The sequence below is a fragment of the Cryobacterium sp. 10C3 genome, from assembly GCF_034314285.1.
GTDB lineage: Bacteria > Actinomycetota > Actinomycetes > Actinomycetales > Microbacteriaceae > Cryobacterium > Cryobacterium glucosi.
The window spans coordinates 2,363,656-2,378,489 of the sequence record NZ_JAVIWF010000002.1 but is presented as its reverse complement, the minus strand read 5'-3'; the positions used below and the strand labels follow the sequence as shown (position 1 = coordinate 2,378,489).

Sequence of the window (14,834 nt, the reverse complement as noted above, 5' to 3'; positions counted from 1 at the left end):
CGTGGGGTCATGAGTGGTTTCGCGGGATGGCAGGCCTGGGACGATGAGCGGGCGCGAGAGTGGATCGCCGTGCCAGGGGCATCCGCAGACAAGTACAGCAGGGGGTTCTCGGCGTGCGCACGGGCTCACGCGCCTACCCGGGCGCCGCCGTGCTCGGGGTCGAGGCGGCCATGCGCACGGGGCTCGGGATGGTGCGCTACCTCGGCCCGCGCCGGGCCACGAGCCTCGTGCTGCAGCGCAGGCCCGAGATCGTCACAGCGCAGGGGCGGGTGCAGGCCTGGTTGCTCGGCTCCGGGATGGACGCCTCCGAGCGCTCGCCGGCGACGCTCGAGGCGCTCGAGGGCGCGTTCGCCGAGGGGGTTCCCGTCGTGTGCGACGCGGGCGCCCTCGACCTCGTCGGCAGTCACAGCGGCCCGACCGTGATCACCCCGCACTACCGGGAGCTCGCCGGGCTGCTCTCCGGCGCGGGCTCCGGCGCGGTCTCCGGGCGGCGTGTCGACGTGACGCCCGCGGAGATCGCGGCGGACCCGGGGAGTGGGCCGTGCGCGCTGCCGACCTGCTCGGCGTGTCCGTTTTGCTCAAGGGGGCTGTGACGTACGTCGCCTCGCCCGGCGGTACCAGGCTCACGGTGACCGGTGCCCCGCCGTGGCTCGCGACGGCCGGCGCGGGGGACGTGCTCGGGGGCATCCTCGGCGCACTCTTCGCCACCCACGCCGCGGCGCTCGAAGCGGATGCCGAGGCCTGTGCCGCCCTCGCGGCGACCGCGGCGCTCGTGCACGGCCTCGCGGCGGCCCGGGCGTCCGCAGGCGGCCCGCTTGTTGCCCTCGATGTCGCCGAGGCCATCCCCGCGACGATCGCGGCCCTCCTCCGCCCCTGACCCGGACCGAATCAGCGGCGCGGGATGCGGGCGAGGAAGGCGCGAGTGCGGGGCTCGCGCGGGGCGTCGAAGACCTGCTCCGGCGGCCCGAACTCGAGGACCCGGCCGGCGTCGATGAACGCGACCCGGTCGGCGACGTCCCGCGCGAAGCCCATCTCGTGGGTCGCCATCACGATCGTCGTTCCCGACTGCTTGAGCTGCCGCACGAGGTCGAGGACCTCGCCGACGAGCTCGGGATCGAGCGCGCTCGTCACCTCGTCGAGGAGGAGCAGTTCGGGGTTCGTCATGATCGACCGCACGATCGCGGCACGCTGTTGCTGGCCGCCGGACAGTCGGTCGGGGAAGTCGCGGGCCTTCGCGGACAGGCCGATCTGGTCGAGCAGCTCGAGGCCGCGCGCCTCGGCCGTGCGGCGCGGCACCCGGTGCACGATCGCGGTAGGCGAGGGTGACGTTGTCGAGCACGCTCAGGTGCGGGAAGAGGTTGAACTGCTGGAACACCACGCCGATCCTGGCGCGCACGGCGTCCGCGTTCGCGCGCGGGTCGCTGATGTCCCGGCCGGTGAGCCAGACCTGCCCGTCGTCGACGCGCTCGAGCAGGTTGATCACGCGGAGCAGGGTCGACTTGCCGGACCCGCTCGCCCCGATCAGTGCGACGACCTCGTGTTCGTGCACGACGAGGTCGATGCCGCGGAGCACGGGAACCGAGCCGAAGCTCTTGTAGACGTCGTCGACCCGGAGGACCGGAACGACGGCATCCGCTGCCTCGCTCATACGACCCCACCGACCTGCTCGCGGCGGCGCATCCGGGCGGACAGCCAGTCCGTGAGGCGGATCATCGGCAGGGCGAGCAGCACGAAAAGCAGCCCGGCGAGCACGTACGGCGTGAAGTTGAAGCTCGCCGCCGTCTCGATCTGGGCGGCCCTGACCGCGTCGACGGCGCCGAGCACGCTGATCAGGCCGACGTCCTTCTGCATCGCGACGAAGTCGTTCATCAAGGCCGGCGTCACCTTGCGGAGCGCTTGCGGCAGCACGATCGTGCGCAGGGTGCGGCCGTGGCTGAGGCCGAGCGAGCGACCGGCGAGCACCTGCGAGGGGTGCACCGCCTCGATCCCGGCGCGCCACACCTCGGCGACATAGGCCGAGTACGTCAGGACGAGTGCGATCGTGCCCCAGACATACGAGGGCAGCTTCGGGAACACCCCGAGGCCGGGCAGCCCGAAGCCGACGAGGTAGAGCACGATGATGAGCGGCAACCCGCGGAACAGGTCGGTGTACCCGGCGGCGAGGGCGCGCAGCGGGAAGAAGACCGCGCCGCGCAGGGTGCGGAGTGTCGCGAGCAGCAGGCTCACGATCAGCACGCCGACGGCGGCGACGAGCAGCACGCGGATGTTGAGCAACAGTCCCTCGAACACGCGCGGCCAGGCCTTCACCGCGACGGCGGGGTCGAAGAAGGACTGCTGTACCCGGGTCCAGCCCGGCGTGTTGACCACGAACACCCAGATCACGATCGCGAAGAGGACCGTGCTCACCGCGCTCAGCAGCACAGACCGGGCGGTCTGCGTGCGCCGGTACGCCCGGCGGCCGAGCTCGACCGCGCTCGACGGCCGCGTCGGCCGACCGGTGTCGGTGACCGTGTCGGTGACCAGGTCGGGACCGGCCACTGGACCTTCCTCCGGTGTCACTTCAGGACGGGCGCGTCCGCGTTGCCGGCGAGCCAGGTATCGGCGAGGTTCGCGAGGGTTCCGTCCGCGCGCAGGGCGTCGACGGCGGCGCTCACGGCGGCGGTGAGTGGGCTGTCCTTGGCAAGGACGAGGCCGAATGCGTCGGTACCCGCCTGGGCGCCGGGCGTTGCGCCGGGGGTGGGGGTCTGGCTGCTGGACCCCGCTGCGGCATCGGGCAGCTGCCCGATGATCGTGCCGCCGTCGAGTTCGACCCCGGTGAGGTAGAACGCTGTCGGGAGGTCGACGACGATCGCGTCGACGGTGCCGTTCTGCAGTGCGAGCTTCGCGTCGTCGTTCGTGTTGAACGCCTGCACGCCCTGGGTCGGTGCGATCAGCTTCTCCGCTTCCGTGAAGCTCGTCGTGCCGGTCGCGGCCCCGATCAGGAGACCCTTGAGTCCGGCGAGCGAGGTCACGGCGGCCGCCGGAGAGGTGCTGACGGTGATCACGGCCTGGGTGGTCTCGTAGTACGGAGAGGAGAAGTCGACCTGCTGGGCGCGCTCGGCCGTGATCGAGAACTGCTGCAGGTTGAAGTCGAAGGCCTTCGGCCCCGGAGCGATCGCCTCGTCGAAGGTGCTCCGCACCCAGGTCACGTTCTCCTTCGCGAAGCCGAGCTTGCCGGCGACGGCGTAGGCGACGGCGGCTTCGAAGCCCTTGCCGGATGCTGGTGAGTCGTCGATAACCCAGGGGAAGTACGCGGGTTCCCCGGTTCCGATCGTGAGCTTGCCCGGTGTGAGGTACGACGTGGGATCGGGGGAGCTCAGCGATCCCGCGTTCGTGGACGGGGCGCTGCCCTGGGTGGGGCTCGCTGCCGAACAGGCGCTCAACAGGAGCGCACCCGCCACGGAGAGGGCGAGCACAAAAATGTGACGGGACCTGCGGCGATTCACCATATTGACCACTCCTCGAGATGACTGTCTCTGGCCATCATGACGCATGTTTTCGCGGTCGTCGGCACCCACCAGCGAATGTGACGGTCTCGTTAAGAACACCGGGGTGTGGGAAAGTGGAACGTGCCCGATTCCCTCCCCCGAAACCACCGGTGCGGTTCGCGTCGGGGCCGAGCCTGCGCATCCTGCTCTGGGCCGGATTCATCGCTGTGCACGCCTGGCTCGTCTACATCTGCTTCGCCGCGATCGGCTGGCCGCTCGGCGATGTCGACGTCGTCTACCTCGGCTGGGCGACCGACGCCGCGAGCGGAGTGGCCCTCGTCGGCATCACCGCGCCCTTCGTCTACCCCCTGCTCGCCGTCGTGCCGATCTTCGCGGCCCTCGCCTTCGGCACCGCCTCGTACACGGCGACCTGGCTCGGCATCGTCACCCTCCTCAACGCGGTCGCATTCGCGGCCCTGACCGGCCGGCGCCGCGGGCCGCGCGCGCTCCTCGCCGCGGGCTGGTGGCTGGCCTTCCTCCTGCTGCTCGGTCCGATCGCGCTCGCCAGGATCGACTCGATCACGGCCCCGCTCGTCATCCTCGCCGTTTTGTGGCTGCGGACCCGGCCGGTCTGGGGCACCGTGATCCTCACGCTCGCGACGTGGGTGAAGATCTGGCCGATCGCTGTCATCGCGGCGCTTGTCATCGCATCGAAGCAACGGATGCGCGCCGGCTACGCCTTCCTCGCCACGAGCGCCGTCATCGTGGTCACGGCGCTCAGCCTCGGCAGCGGCCTCCGCGTGTTCAGCTTCATCTCCGAGCAGGCCAACCGCGGCATCCAGATCGAGTCTCCCGTCGGCGCCATCTGGATGGTGCAGGCCGCGCTGCGGATCCCGGGCAGCTACATCTACTACGACCACGACATCCTCACCTTCCAGGTCGTCGGCCCAGGATCTTTCATCGCCGTCGCGCTCATGACGCCGGTCCTCGCGCTCTGCATCGCAGCGGTGCTGCTGATCGCGGTGCGGGCGACACGGGCAGGGGCGAGCTTCGAGAGGCTGTTCCCGCCGCTCGTCCTCGCGCTCGTCGTGACGCTGATGGCCGTCAACAAGGTCGGCTCTCCGCAGTTCGTGATCTGGCTCGCCGCGCCGACCATCCTAGGCATCCTCCTGCGAGGGCGCGGCTGGCGTACCCCGACCATCCTCGTCACGGTCATCGCCGGGCTCACCCAGGTCGTCTACCCCTACCTGTACGACTGGCTGCTCGTCGCCAACCCGCTGATGGTGCTCGCCCTCTCCATGCGCAACGTGCTCGAGTTCGTCGTGCTCGCCTGGGCCGTCCGCGAGGTGTGGACCCTCGGCAGCAGCTCCGCCCAGCACGGCAGCCGCCACGGGAACGGCAACGCCGCCCCGCACGACCCACCGGCGGCCGGCCTCGACCGCCCGATCCTCATCCCCAGGGAGTAATCATGCTCGTCGCCTTTTCCGTCTCGCCCTCCGGAGCCCAGGATGCCGAGGGTTCCGTGCACGACGCCGTCGCCGCGGCCGTCCGGATCGTCCGCGACTCGGGCCTGCCGAACCACACCGACTCGATGTTCACGACGATCGAGGGCTCCTGGGACGAGGTCTTCGCCGTCGTCAAGGCCGCCACGGAGGCCGTCGGCGCCTTCGGGCCGCGGGTGTCCCTCGTGCTCAAGGCGGACATCCGCCCCGGTCGCACCGGCGAGCTGACCGGCAAGGTCGAACGCCTCGAGGTCGCGCTCGAGAACGCACGGGCGGCCGGAGGCGCGGCATAGCAGGCACCGCACGGGCAGGCGGATGCTGCCGGGCGCTTCCCGCCGCAACCGTCCGGCCCTAGGCTGGACCGCATGCCCCCACCCACCGACGGGTCGGCGATTCTGTCTCCGGCCCGCATCCGCCTTGCCCTGCTCTCCCTCGCCCTCGGCGGCTTCGGCATCGGCGCGACCGAATTCGTGGCGATGGGGCTGCTGCCGAACCTCGCGCGGGATCTCCTGCCCGGCCTCTACGCGACAGCGCCGGACGCTGCGAACGCCCAGATCGGCTGGCTGATCTCGGCGTACGCTCTCGGCGTCGTCGTCGGAGCCCCGACGATCGCGGCCGCAGCGGCACGCTGGCCGCGCAAGCAGCTGCTGCTCGCCCTGCTCGCCGCGTTCACCCTCGCGACGATCGCCTCCGCCCTGCTGCCGACGTTCGGGCTCGTGCTCGTGGCCCGGTTCGTGGCCGCGCTCCCGCACGGCGCCTACTTCGGCATCGCCTCGCTCGTCGCTGCCGACCTGATGGGCCCGGGCAAGCGGGCGCGCGGCGTCGCGCTCGTGCTCAGCGGCCTGACCATCTCCAATGTGATCGGCGTGCCCGTGATCACCTGGATCGGGCAGGTGTCCGGCTGGCGGGTCGCCTACCTCGTCGTCGCCGCCGTCTTCGCGGTCACCTTCCTCGCCGTGATCCTGCTCGTGCCGTTCCAGGCGGGTAACGCGCTCGCGACGATGCGCAACGAGCTGAAGGCGTTCGGTCGGCTGCAGGTCTGGTTCGCGCTCGGTATCGGGGCGATCGGCTTCGGCGGCCTCTTCGCCGTCTACACCTATGTCGCCCCGCTCGTCATCGAGGTGACCGGCCTCGGCGCGGGCGCCGTTCCGCTCGTGCTCGTGGTCATCGGCCTCGGCATGACCGTCGGCAACCTGCTCGGCGGCCACCTCGCCGACAAGAGCGTCCGCCGTACCCTCTACGGGTTCTTCGCAGTGATGATCGTTGCCCTGGTGGGACTTGCCCTGTCCGCCCAGTTCCTGCCCGGACTCCTGGCCGGCGTCTTCCTCGTCGGCGGCGCGGCGGCCGGGCTGTCCCCGGCCATCCAGACCCGGCTGATGGATGTCTCGCACGACAGCCAGTCCATTGCGGCTGCGCTCAACCACTCGGCCCTCAACATCGGCAACGCGCTCGGCGCGTTCCTCGGCGGCCTGGCCATCGCCGGCGGCCTCGGCTACGTCGCCCCGGTCTGGATCGGCGCGGTCCTGAGCGTCATCGGACTTTCGCTCGCGGTCGTGAGCTTCGCGATCGACCGGTCCTGGCGCCGCAACGGACGGCACGTGCCGTACGGCACCGCCCTCATCGAGGTCGTCACGGACGCCGTTTAACGCCGAAGTCGGAACCTTTCGCGACTCGGGTCGGCGCGGTCTGCGCCTGCGACGGTCACGGAAGACTCCGACAGAGGGTCGGGAGCTCGAGCTCAGTCCGTCTGCAGCAGGATCCCGTCGTGAATCGCGCGCTTCCGCAGCGCGACCTTGGTTCCGACGTCGAAGCCCGCAAGACGGTACTTCTCGCGGATCCGCTTGAGGTAGGACTTGGCGGTCTCCTCGGAGATGCCGAGCTGGTGGGCAACGGCCTTGACGGGCTCGCCGGCACCGTAGAGAGCCATCACGCGGCGTTCCTGTGCGCTCAGTCTCGGCGAACCGCCGCCCGTTCCGGCGCTGAGCGCTTCGTCGAGTTCAGCGGAGATGTACGACTCCCCGTCGAAGGCTGCCCGGATCGCGTCGACGATCATGCCGGCTTCTTCGCTCTTGACGAGGTAGCCGAGTGCCCCGGCGGCGAGTGCCTCGCGCACGAGGCCGGGCTCCGAGTACGTGCTCATCAGGACGGTCTTGACACCGGCCGTCTTGAGGGTCGAGATCTTGAGCGAAACCGGGATGTTGTCCTTGAGATCGAGGTCGAGGAGAACGACGTCCACCGGGAATTCGGGGTGGGTGAGAAGTTCCGGCCACGTCGTCACAGCGGCGACCATGTTGATGTCGTCTGCGGCGCCGCGGATCCACTCCGTCAACGCCCCCAGCAGCATCCGGTGGTCGTCCACGAGAGCAAGCCGGATCGGATTCTCCCGACTGGGCGCCGCCGCCCGGGTCGTCGTGCTGATGTTCGTCACTGTTGCCTCCTGTTGCCTGTGCATCCGACTGGAAGCCCGGCGATGCCGGACCAGAAAATTTCACGCATCTGCGGGATTGTCAATGCTGCACTCGATCTCCACGTGGAGACTGCCACCCCGGCTCGACGCGATGTGCGGGCCAACTACCCGGATAGCTTGCCACGTCTCGGGGTCGACCCGGCGCCGAGGCACACCCGTGGTGGCCAATTCGATGGGGAATCGTAACTTCTGCCGGTCGATCAGGCCATTCGTCGGGCGGATCGGACCGAGGGAGAGGGCGACGGATGCCTCGGGGCGCTGGGTGTCGCTGATCAGGAGCCAGATGGTGCGCAGCAGGGCGTCGCGCTGGGCGGGATCGAGCAGCCCGGCGAGCCCGGCCGGGTCGTTGAGGCTCACCGAGGGGCCGAGGAACTCGGACTCCGTGATGGCGTGGTACAGCCAGGTCTCCCTGCGGCCCTGGATGAGGTGCAGCCGCAACTGGGTCGCGAGCGAAGACGCGGTCGTCGACTTGGCCGCGTTGAGGGGGAGCGCGGTGCGGCCCTTGGACACATCGTCGAGCAGGGTCTCCGCGTCCAGGTCGATCCGCGCGAGTTCCTCGGAGGCGAGCATGCCGACGGCGAACCGCGGCTGGGAGACCGTGCTCTGAACGAGCACGAGGTCCAGTTCGCGCTGAACCATCCGGTGGAACGAGCGGACGATCGCGACGCCGAGGAGCGGCGGTATCACCGCGAGCCCGAACGCGACGAGCTCCGGCGCGAAGGACAGCGGGTCGCTGCGCGGCTCTGTGATCGCGAACACGGCGAGGAGCGTTCCGAGGACGGCCGTGGAAGAGACGACGTCCCTGCCTCGCCGAACGGTCACGAGCGCGATCAGCAGGCTCCCGACCGCGGCGGCGGCGGTCGGGAAGACCCCCGGTCGGCGCCGGCGTGCGAGCCGGCCAGGTCGAGTGCGATGACGACCGCGCCGGACGCGAGGGCCACCGCGAACAGCCAGTCGGGCATCCGTGCGGAGAGCCGCTGGACGACGGCGATCGCGAACGCCGTCGCCGCCACGAGAATCACCCACGCCACGAGGGTCGGGACGGGAGTCGTGTACCGGGGCCACTGCTCGACGTACTCCCAGAACAGGTAGGCCGCGACGATGCCGCCGGCGACGGAGAGGCCGATCCCGAGGTGGCGTCCACCGAGGCCGCTCTGGTTGGCGCGCGTCGTCTTGACCGTTCGCTCCGGCCTGCGGAAGCTGCGGCGGCGATCCTGGCGCTCCTGGCGTCCGTGTTCTGCGAGCGGGCCGGCTTCGGTGACGGCGCGCCTGGCCGGTCGACGGATGCCGCGCTCCGGCTGCACGGTCACGCCGCGGGTGCTCACTTGGGCACCTCGAGTACGACCGTCGTTCCCGAACCCGGGGACGAGAACAGCCGGGCGTTGCCGCCGACGTCGCGGAGCCTGGCGACGACGGATTCGGCGAAACCGAGGCGTTCCGGGCTCACCGCCGCGAGGTCGAAGCCGACGCCGGCGTCGGTCACCATGGCACGAACTGTCGTGTCGTCGTCCGTGATCGTGACGTCGGCGCGGGCGACCCCTGCGTGCCTGCGCACGTTCTCGAGGCACTCGCCCAGGGCGAGCAGGAACGAGTCCAGAACGGTGCTCGGCAGCAGGACCTGGCCGCTCCCGTGCCAGTCCACGTCGAGCCCCATCCGCTTGAAGCGCTGTTTCACGGACTCGAGGGTGCTGCCGAGGGTCGACTCCGACGCGGGCTCGAGCGTGTAGACGCCGGAGCGGTGCGGGGTCGGGAGCCCGCCGAGCCGGAGCTGCCTGAGCAGCCGGGCGTCATCGCCGGCCTGCTGGCGCAAGGCGGCGGGGCTCACGCCGACGCCCGAGTGCGCGAGCAGGGTGAGGGTCGCGAGGACGGTGTCGTGCAGGAGTCTGGCGTCCTGCCGGCGCTGGGCCTCGAGCTCGCTCGCGTGCCGTTCGGCGAGGTGCGCACGACCGATTTCGGCGATGCGCTGCATGACGCGGGGGATGCTCTGCGCGATCCACCAGCCGGCGATCGCGATCGCGAACCAGCCGGTGATCGTGAGCATGACCGGGACGAGTGCGTCAGTGCTGAGCCGCGCGGCAGCGAGCACGCTCGCGAGCGTCGCGCCGAAGGCGACGCCCAGCATGATCAGCCGGCGCGCGGTGGTGACGAGTAGCAGGGCGATGGAACCGATCGCGGGCGAGGCGACGCACGCGATCACTGCCTGTTCGCCGAGGTTGAGTCCCGATGTTCCCGTGCCGACGAAGCCGATCACGAGGATCATGGCCACCCCGCAGGCGACGAGGAGTGCCGCCCATCGCAGGTGACCGTTGCGGCCGAGGAGGTACTGGGCGCCGACGATGACAAGGAGCAGGGGAAGGCTCAGGGTGAGTGCCAACCGGTCGGGGCCGCCCGGTATCAGGAGCGCCAGGAACGTGGCGATGGAACCCGCGAGCCCGGTCAGCTGCGCTCCCTTGCGCAGCAGTCGATCCCGTTCCTTGAAAATGCGTTGCATACCCGTCGCATTACCCCTCGTCGTGCTCCAGAAAGCACCATATCCGGATGCGGCCGGTTTCGACGCGCGCGTGGCACTCAGCTTCACGAATGTGCCTTGTTTACGGGCCACGCGTGCGGGGGTTCGCCGGGAACGGGGAGAACCGGGGGTATTTGGGCGCGTGCAGGGGGAACAGTTCGGCGCCTCGAGCTTTGTCGGGTCAGCATCGTGATTCCTCAGGTTGTTTTCACCCTAGCAGCCTCGTCCGTTCCCCCGGTCGGGTGCCCCCGTTTCGGTCCCGCCCTGGTCGAGGCGGAACGGTGGATAGTCGTCCCGGAAGAGTCCGGTGTGCACCACGACGCGGAACACCCAGCGGTCGATGCCGAGGATGAAATCGAACAGGGACTGCCGGTAGTGGCCCGTGAAGAGCAGCATCAGCCCCGCAATGAGCACGAGGAGACCGAGGAGTGATACTCCGGTCGTCGTCGAATAGGTCGTGTCCCCGATCGTGTAGCGAGGGGTCGGGGTGCTCGTCAGGGCGGACACGATGAGGATCTGTGGAATCGCGAGCAGCCACCACTTGACCAGGACAAGCCCCCGGGACAACCGCTCGGGGTAGTCGATGTCGAGGTCGGCTGGGTAGTCGGCCGGGGCGAGAGTGAACGGCGGGTACCGGTCCGTGCCGAGCGCCGAATGCGCGTAGAAGCCGACGCGCCAGCTCCAGCGCAGCACGCCCACGTTGAACGTGAAGAGGGCCAGGGGATACCGGGCGGTGAACAGGATGGCGAAGCCCGCGACGATCGTCGTCACCAACGTGGCGAACCAGAGGAAGAACAGCACCACGACGTGCGGGAAGATCAGGATCCATTTCACGAGCCACAATCCCCTGGACACGTCGGGCTGCAGTGTGCCCTCGAGGCGGGCTGGGTAGACCGGACCAGATGGACCCGTCGCTGCGACAGTGCCCATCGCTCCGGCAGCGCCCATCGCTCCGGCAGTGCCCGTTGTTCCGACAGCGCCGTCGTGGTCGTCCGGCCCCTGTGCGGAGTCGCGCCTCCCGAGGCCCAACGCGCCGAAGACCACGAGGAGCACCCCGGCCACGAGCAACAGCCCGCCGCCGAGCAACAGGGCGACCGCCGCAGGCACGAAGAGGCCGGACCGGACGCCGGCCCGCGCCTCTACGTCAACGCCCTGCGTCGCATCCGCGTTCATGACGACGACGGCCCAGTCGCCGCTCACGACCGGCCAGACCAGGCGCTGCGTTCCCGGCCCGGAGGCCGCGACCGTCCACCAGGTCTGGCTGCCCGGGCGGGCAGGACGTCTGCTGCCGGGCACCTCGCGGTACTCGGTGCGGAATGGCGTGGAGTTCACGGAGGTGAGCTCGCAGTGCGCGACGGAGGCGAGGTAGCGTTCCACCTCCGCCCGCGGTGCGATGCCGATGAAGACCCCGGTGCCGCGGACGCTCGTCGCCTCGAGCATCACGGTCGCGAGCCCGGAGGGCATCCCGCCGGACCCCGCCTGTGTGCTGGTCCCGGTGCCTGAGTCGCTCTCCGTCGTGAGGTTCGGTGAGGTGATCGCATACGAGGCCACGGAGAATGAGCTGCTCGGCGTGGTCAGGAACCCGTCCCTGCCCTGTTGTGCCGCGACCGTTGCAACGGCGACCCCGCCCGCGAGCAAGCCGATGCCGGACACGGCGAGCAGCGTTCCGACGATGACCATGACGACGTAGCCGGCTTTCATCACGGGACTCCTCTTCGCTGGGCGGTCTGGACAAGGCAGGCAGTGGCCGGGCTCCCTGTCAGGGTCGTCCGGAATGCCTGCCCTGTCAATCGCAGGGCGGTAGCGGAAAAGTCGGTGTGATAGCCGGCGGAACCGGCCGACGTCCAGCCGTCGTGAAGGTCAGCGGAGCAGGCGGTCGAGTTGCTCGCCGACGGCGGCATTCTCGATCAGAAAGCCGTCGTGGCCGTAGCTCGAGGAGAGCACGACGGGTTCGGTGCCGTCGAGGCCGTTGCGGAGGTGTGCCGCGATCCGGCGCTGGCCCTCGACGGGGAACAGCCGGTCGCTGTCGATTCCGACGACGAGGGTGGTTGCTTCGATCGAGGAGAGGGCCTCGGCGAGGGAACCCCGGCCGCGGGTCACATCGTGGGAGTTCATCGCCTCGACGAGGACGATGTAGCTGTTCGCGTCGAAACGTCGGGTGAACTTGTTGCCGTGGAAGTCGAGGTAGGACTCGACGGCGAACCGGCCGCCGGAGCCTAGCGGGGAGATCCGGCTTTGCCAGCCGCGCTCGAAACGCTCGTTGAGCTCGGACGGGCTGCGGTAGTTCAGCAGGGCCATCCGCCGGGCCAGGGCGAGCCCGCGGGTCGGACCGTCGCCGTCGACGGCGTCGTAGTAATCGCCGGACCGGAACAGCGGGTCGCTGCGGATGGCTTCGATCTGCACCGAATTCAGGGCGATCTGATCGGCCGTCGTCACGGGCGGCGCCGCGAGGATCGCGAGCCTCTCCACCCGGTCTGGCCGGTCGATCGCCCATTCGAGGGCGTGCATTCCCCCATCGACCCGCCGACCACGAGGGCCCAGGCGTCGATCCCGATCCGGTCGGCGAATGCGACCTGGGCGGCGACCTGGTCGCGGATGGTCAGGTAGGGGAAGCGGATGCCCCACTCCGAGCCGTCAGGGGCGAGGGACGACGGGCCCGTGCTGCCCTGGCAACCGCCGAGCATGTTCGGTGCGACGACAAAATAGCGGTCGGTGTCGATGGCCAGGCCGGGGCCGACGATGCCGCCCCACCAGCCGGCGGTCGCGTGGCCGGGCCCTGCCGCGCCGAGCAGGTGGCTGTCCCCGGTGAGGGCGTGCAGCACGAGCACCGCGTTGTCCCGCGCGGGGGAGAGTTTGCCCCAGGTCTCGTAGGCGATCCGGACGGCGCCCAGTCGCCCGCCGGCCTCGAGGTCGAGTGCGCCCACGTCCTGGAACCTGCGGTTGCCGACGGGGTCTCCGTCGCGCCACGCGCCCGTCGCCGGGGGCTTGCCGAACAGCGAGCGCGCCTGAGCCTCGGTGATGAAGCTGGACGGGACCGTGTCCGCCGAGGTCTGCCATTCCATATGCCCTCATTCTGCCCGGTCTGACGCGCCAACGTCCCTTTGTTACGCGCGGCTTGTTTCGTGCGGCTGGATCCGTGCGGTTGGAGACGTGCGGTTGTTGCGGCGCTCATCCGGCCCCCGGGCCCACTTCTCGGACAGGTGTCCGAGAAGTGCTAGACTGTCCTGATGACCCGCACCGAGTATGTCCGAGACAGCGTGGTGCGCGGTACAATCAGCGCCGTGCGTGCCTCGGACCCCCGGGCGGAACGCACCAGGCAGGCCATTTTCGCATCGGTCCGCACGCTCATGACCCAGCGCGTCGCATCCGTCTCGGTCAGCGACATCGTGCGCACGGCCTCGATCAGCCGCAGTTCGTTCTACGCGCACTTCAGCAGCCTCGACGATCTCGCGACCGGGTTCCTCCGCGAGCAGTTCGCCGAGATCGGTGTGTCCGGGTTCGACCTGCTGAGCGACGACCTCACCGGGGCCCAGGCCGCACGGGTCGGCTACCAGCGGCTCATCTCCCACATCGTGGAGCACTACCCGCTGTACTCGAGTGTGCTCGACCTGCCGATCACCCGCACGGCATACGACGACGAGATCGAAGCGTACTCGCGCCGCCTCGTCGAATCGCTCGTCGTGCTCTCCGGCACGCCCAGGGTCGTGCACCCCGAGTCCTTCGCCACCTACGTGGCCGGGGGAGCGCTCACCCTGATCAGCGCATGGATGCGCGGCCAGCTCGACGTCACGGACGACGAGATCGTCGACCAGCTGGTCGAATTCCTCCCCGAATGGCTGGTCGACGCGGCCTAGCGCCGCGAACCCGGCACCCCACACACCACCACACAACCGACCGACGATGGTCGCGAGAACCCCGCATCACCAACGAACAGAGGCAGCATATGAATTTCACCGTGGGAGAAACCCTGGTCTACCCGCACCACGGCGCGGTCACCATCACTGAAATCACGACCCGCGCCGTGAAGGGGATCGAGAAGAAGTTCATGACCCTCACCGTGCACGCGAACGACCTGACGATCAAGCTGCCGATCGAGAACGCCGAGCTCGTCGGCGTGCGCGACGTCATCGACAGCGCCGGCGTCCAGGCCGTGTTCGACGTTCTCCGCGAATCCTTCGTCGAGGAGCCGGGGAACTGGTCGCGCCGGTACAAGGCCAACCAGGAGAAGATGGCGAGCGGCAGCGTCTACCGTGTCGGCGAGGTCGTCCGCGACCTGTGGCGTCGTGACCAGGAGCGCGGCGTGTCCGCCGGCGAGAAGAACATGCTCGTCAAGGCCCGCCAGGTGCTCGTCTCCGAACTCGCACTCGCCCAGAGCTCGACGAGCGAAGAGGCATCCGCCGTCCTCGACACCGTGCTCGCGAGCTCGATCCCCGCGACCGGTACCACGGCGGCCTAGGGGTCACTCCGGCTCGCCGGTCCAGCCGAGGTTGCGGGCGACCCTCTCGAGGGTGGCGAGGGTCGTGGCGTAGTCGGCAGGGCTGACGTCCTGGGTCGCGGCATCCCGGTTCACCGAGACGACCTCGGCGAGGCGCTGGTAGGCGAGCCTGCCGCGGTCGGTGATCGCGTACCCGGACTCCGACACCGTGACCCAGCCGCTCTCGACGAGTTCGGCGAGGTGTTCGACGACGGTCTCACCCTCGGTGTCGAGGAACGGGGCGACCCCGCTCGTGAGCTGCTCGACCGAGGCCGGTCCGCGGGACAGTATCCCGAGCAGCTGCCACTGCCGCCTCGTCACCCCGTGTTCCTCGAGGGTCGTCGCGAATTGCTCGTTGATCAGTTGGTCGACGAGCTTGAGCCAGTATCCGATCGGTCGCAGGTCAGTCATACCG

Annotated in this window: 15 protein-coding genes and 2 pseudogenes; 7 read left to right on the top strand and 10 right to left on the bottom strand. The window is 69.6% G+C overall.

Annotation, left to right across the window (positions count from 1 at the left end; translation table 11 throughout):
• The first annotated feature begins 113 nt into the window (after positions 1–113).
• Both RGU41_RS12285 and RGU41_RS12280 read left to right on the top strand, forming a co-directional pair.
• Positions 114–593: an ADP-dependent NAD(P)H-hydrate dehydratase gene (locus RGU41_RS12285; protein WP_322136345.1), complete on the top strand. Its 480-nt coding sequence runs from the start codon at positions 114–116 to the stop codon at positions 591–593.
• A complete protein-coding gene (locus tag RGU41_RS12280; RefSeq protein WP_322136344.1) occupies positions 590–877 on the top strand; it encodes an NAD(P)H-hydrate dehydratase in 288 nt (95 codons plus the stop codon). Before RGU41_RS12285 ends, RGU41_RS12280 begins: the two co-directional genes overlap by 4 nt.
• 11 nt (positions 878–888) lie before the next feature.
• Here the strand turns inward: RGU41_RS12280 and RGU41_RS12275 are convergent.
• From RGU41_RS12275 to RGU41_RS12265, 3 genes and pseudogenes are all read right to left on the bottom strand, one after another.
• Positions 889–1,648, bottom strand: a pseudogene (locus tag RGU41_RS12275) (amino acid ABC transporter ATP-binding protein).
• The gene (locus RGU41_RS12270; protein ID WP_370294764.1) at positions 1,645–2,538 is read right to left on the bottom strand and encodes an amino acid ABC transporter permease; all 894 of its coding nucleotides are present in this window, start codon (positions 2,536–2,538) and stop codon (positions 1,645–1,647) included. Before RGU41_RS12270 ends, RGU41_RS12275 begins: the two are co-directional and overlap by 4 nt.
• 17 nt (positions 2,539–2,555) lie before the next feature.
• Positions 2,556–3,488 carry an ABC transporter substrate-binding protein gene (locus RGU41_RS12265; RefSeq protein ID WP_322136343.1) on the bottom strand — a complete coding sequence of 311 codons (933 nt, stop codon included), beginning with the start codon at positions 3,486–3,488 and terminating at the stop codon, positions 2,556–2,558.
• Between the two features lie 149 nt (positions 3,489–3,637).
• Between RGU41_RS12265 and RGU41_RS12260 the strand changes: the two genes are divergently transcribed.
• From RGU41_RS12260 to RGU41_RS12250, 3 genes are all read left to right on the top strand, one after another.
• The gene (locus RGU41_RS12260; RefSeq protein WP_322136342.1) at positions 3,638–4,933 is read left to right on the top strand and encodes a glycosyltransferase family 87 protein; all 1,296 of its coding nucleotides are present in this window, start codon (positions 3,638–3,640) and stop codon (positions 4,931–4,933) included.
• Between the two features lie 2 nt (positions 4,934–4,935).
• Entirely contained in the window at positions 4,936–5,262 is a 327-nt protein-coding gene (locus tag RGU41_RS12255) for a thiamine-binding protein (protein WP_134449780.1), read from the top strand.
• A gap of 72 nt (positions 5,263–5,334) precedes the next feature.
• A complete protein-coding gene (locus tag RGU41_RS12250; RefSeq protein WP_134561912.1) occupies positions 5,335–6,615 on the top strand; it encodes an MFS transporter in 1,281 nt (426 codons plus the stop codon).
• A gap of 92 nt (positions 6,616–6,707) precedes the next feature.
• Here the strand turns inward: RGU41_RS12250 and RGU41_RS12245 are convergent, their stop codons facing one another.
• The 6 genes and pseudogenes from RGU41_RS12245 to metX form a co-directional block, all read right to left on the bottom strand.
• Complete coding sequence (locus RGU41_RS12245) at positions 6,708–7,388, bottom strand: response regulator transcription factor (protein ID WP_255454140.1); 681 nt, start codon at positions 7,386–7,388, stop codon at positions 6,708–6,710.
• A gap of 69 nt (positions 7,389–7,457) precedes the next feature.
• The gene (locus RGU41_RS12240) at positions 7,458–8,258 is read right to left on the bottom strand and encodes a hypothetical protein (RefSeq protein WP_322136341.1); all 801 of its coding nucleotides are present in this window, start codon (positions 8,256–8,258) and stop codon (positions 7,458–7,460) included.
• Positions 8,259–8,266: 8 nt separating this feature from the next.
• Complete coding sequence (locus RGU41_RS12235) at positions 8,267–8,761, bottom strand: hypothetical protein (RefSeq protein WP_322136340.1); 495 nt, start codon at positions 8,759–8,761, stop codon at positions 8,267–8,269.
• On the bottom strand, positions 8,758–9,927 hold the full coding sequence (locus tag RGU41_RS12230; RefSeq protein ID WP_322136339.1) for a sensor histidine kinase: 1,170 nt from the start codon (positions 9,925–9,927) through the stop codon (positions 8,758–8,760). The genes RGU41_RS12235 and RGU41_RS12230 overlap by 4 nt, the downstream gene beginning before the upstream one ends.
• Before the next feature lie 231 nt (positions 9,928–10,158).
• Positions 10,159–11,646 (bottom strand): DUF4389 domain-containing protein, encoded by a 1,488-nt coding sequence (locus tag RGU41_RS12225; protein WP_322137346.1) that lies wholly within the window; start codon positions 11,644–11,646, stop codon positions 10,159–10,161.
• A 159-nt stretch (positions 11,647–11,805) separates the two neighbouring features.
• Positions 11,806–13,007 (bottom strand): annotated as a pseudogene (gene metX / locus RGU41_RS12220) (homoserine O-acetyltransferase MetX).
• Positions 13,008–13,172: 165 nt separating this feature from the next.
• On the opposite strand from metX, the gene RGU41_RS12215 reads away from it, so the two are divergent.
• Positions 13,173–13,799 carry a TetR/AcrR family transcriptional regulator gene (locus RGU41_RS12215; protein ID WP_322136338.1) on the top strand — a complete coding sequence of 209 codons (627 nt, stop codon included), beginning with the start codon at positions 13,173–13,175 and terminating at the stop codon, positions 13,797–13,799.
• An 89-nt stretch (positions 13,800–13,888) separates the two neighbouring features.
• A complete protein-coding gene (locus RGU41_RS12210) occupies positions 13,889–14,401 on the top strand; it encodes a CarD family transcriptional regulator (RefSeq protein ID WP_134449786.1) in 513 nt (170 codons plus the stop codon).
• A 3-nt stretch (positions 14,402–14,404) separates the two neighbouring features.
• Here RGU41_RS12210 and RGU41_RS12205 read toward each other — a convergent pair whose 3' ends face one another.
• Complete coding sequence (locus RGU41_RS12205; RefSeq protein WP_322136337.1) at positions 14,405–14,830, bottom strand: MarR family transcriptional regulator; 426 nt, start codon at positions 14,828–14,830, stop codon at positions 14,405–14,407.
• Positions 14,831–14,834: the final 4 nt, after the last annotated feature.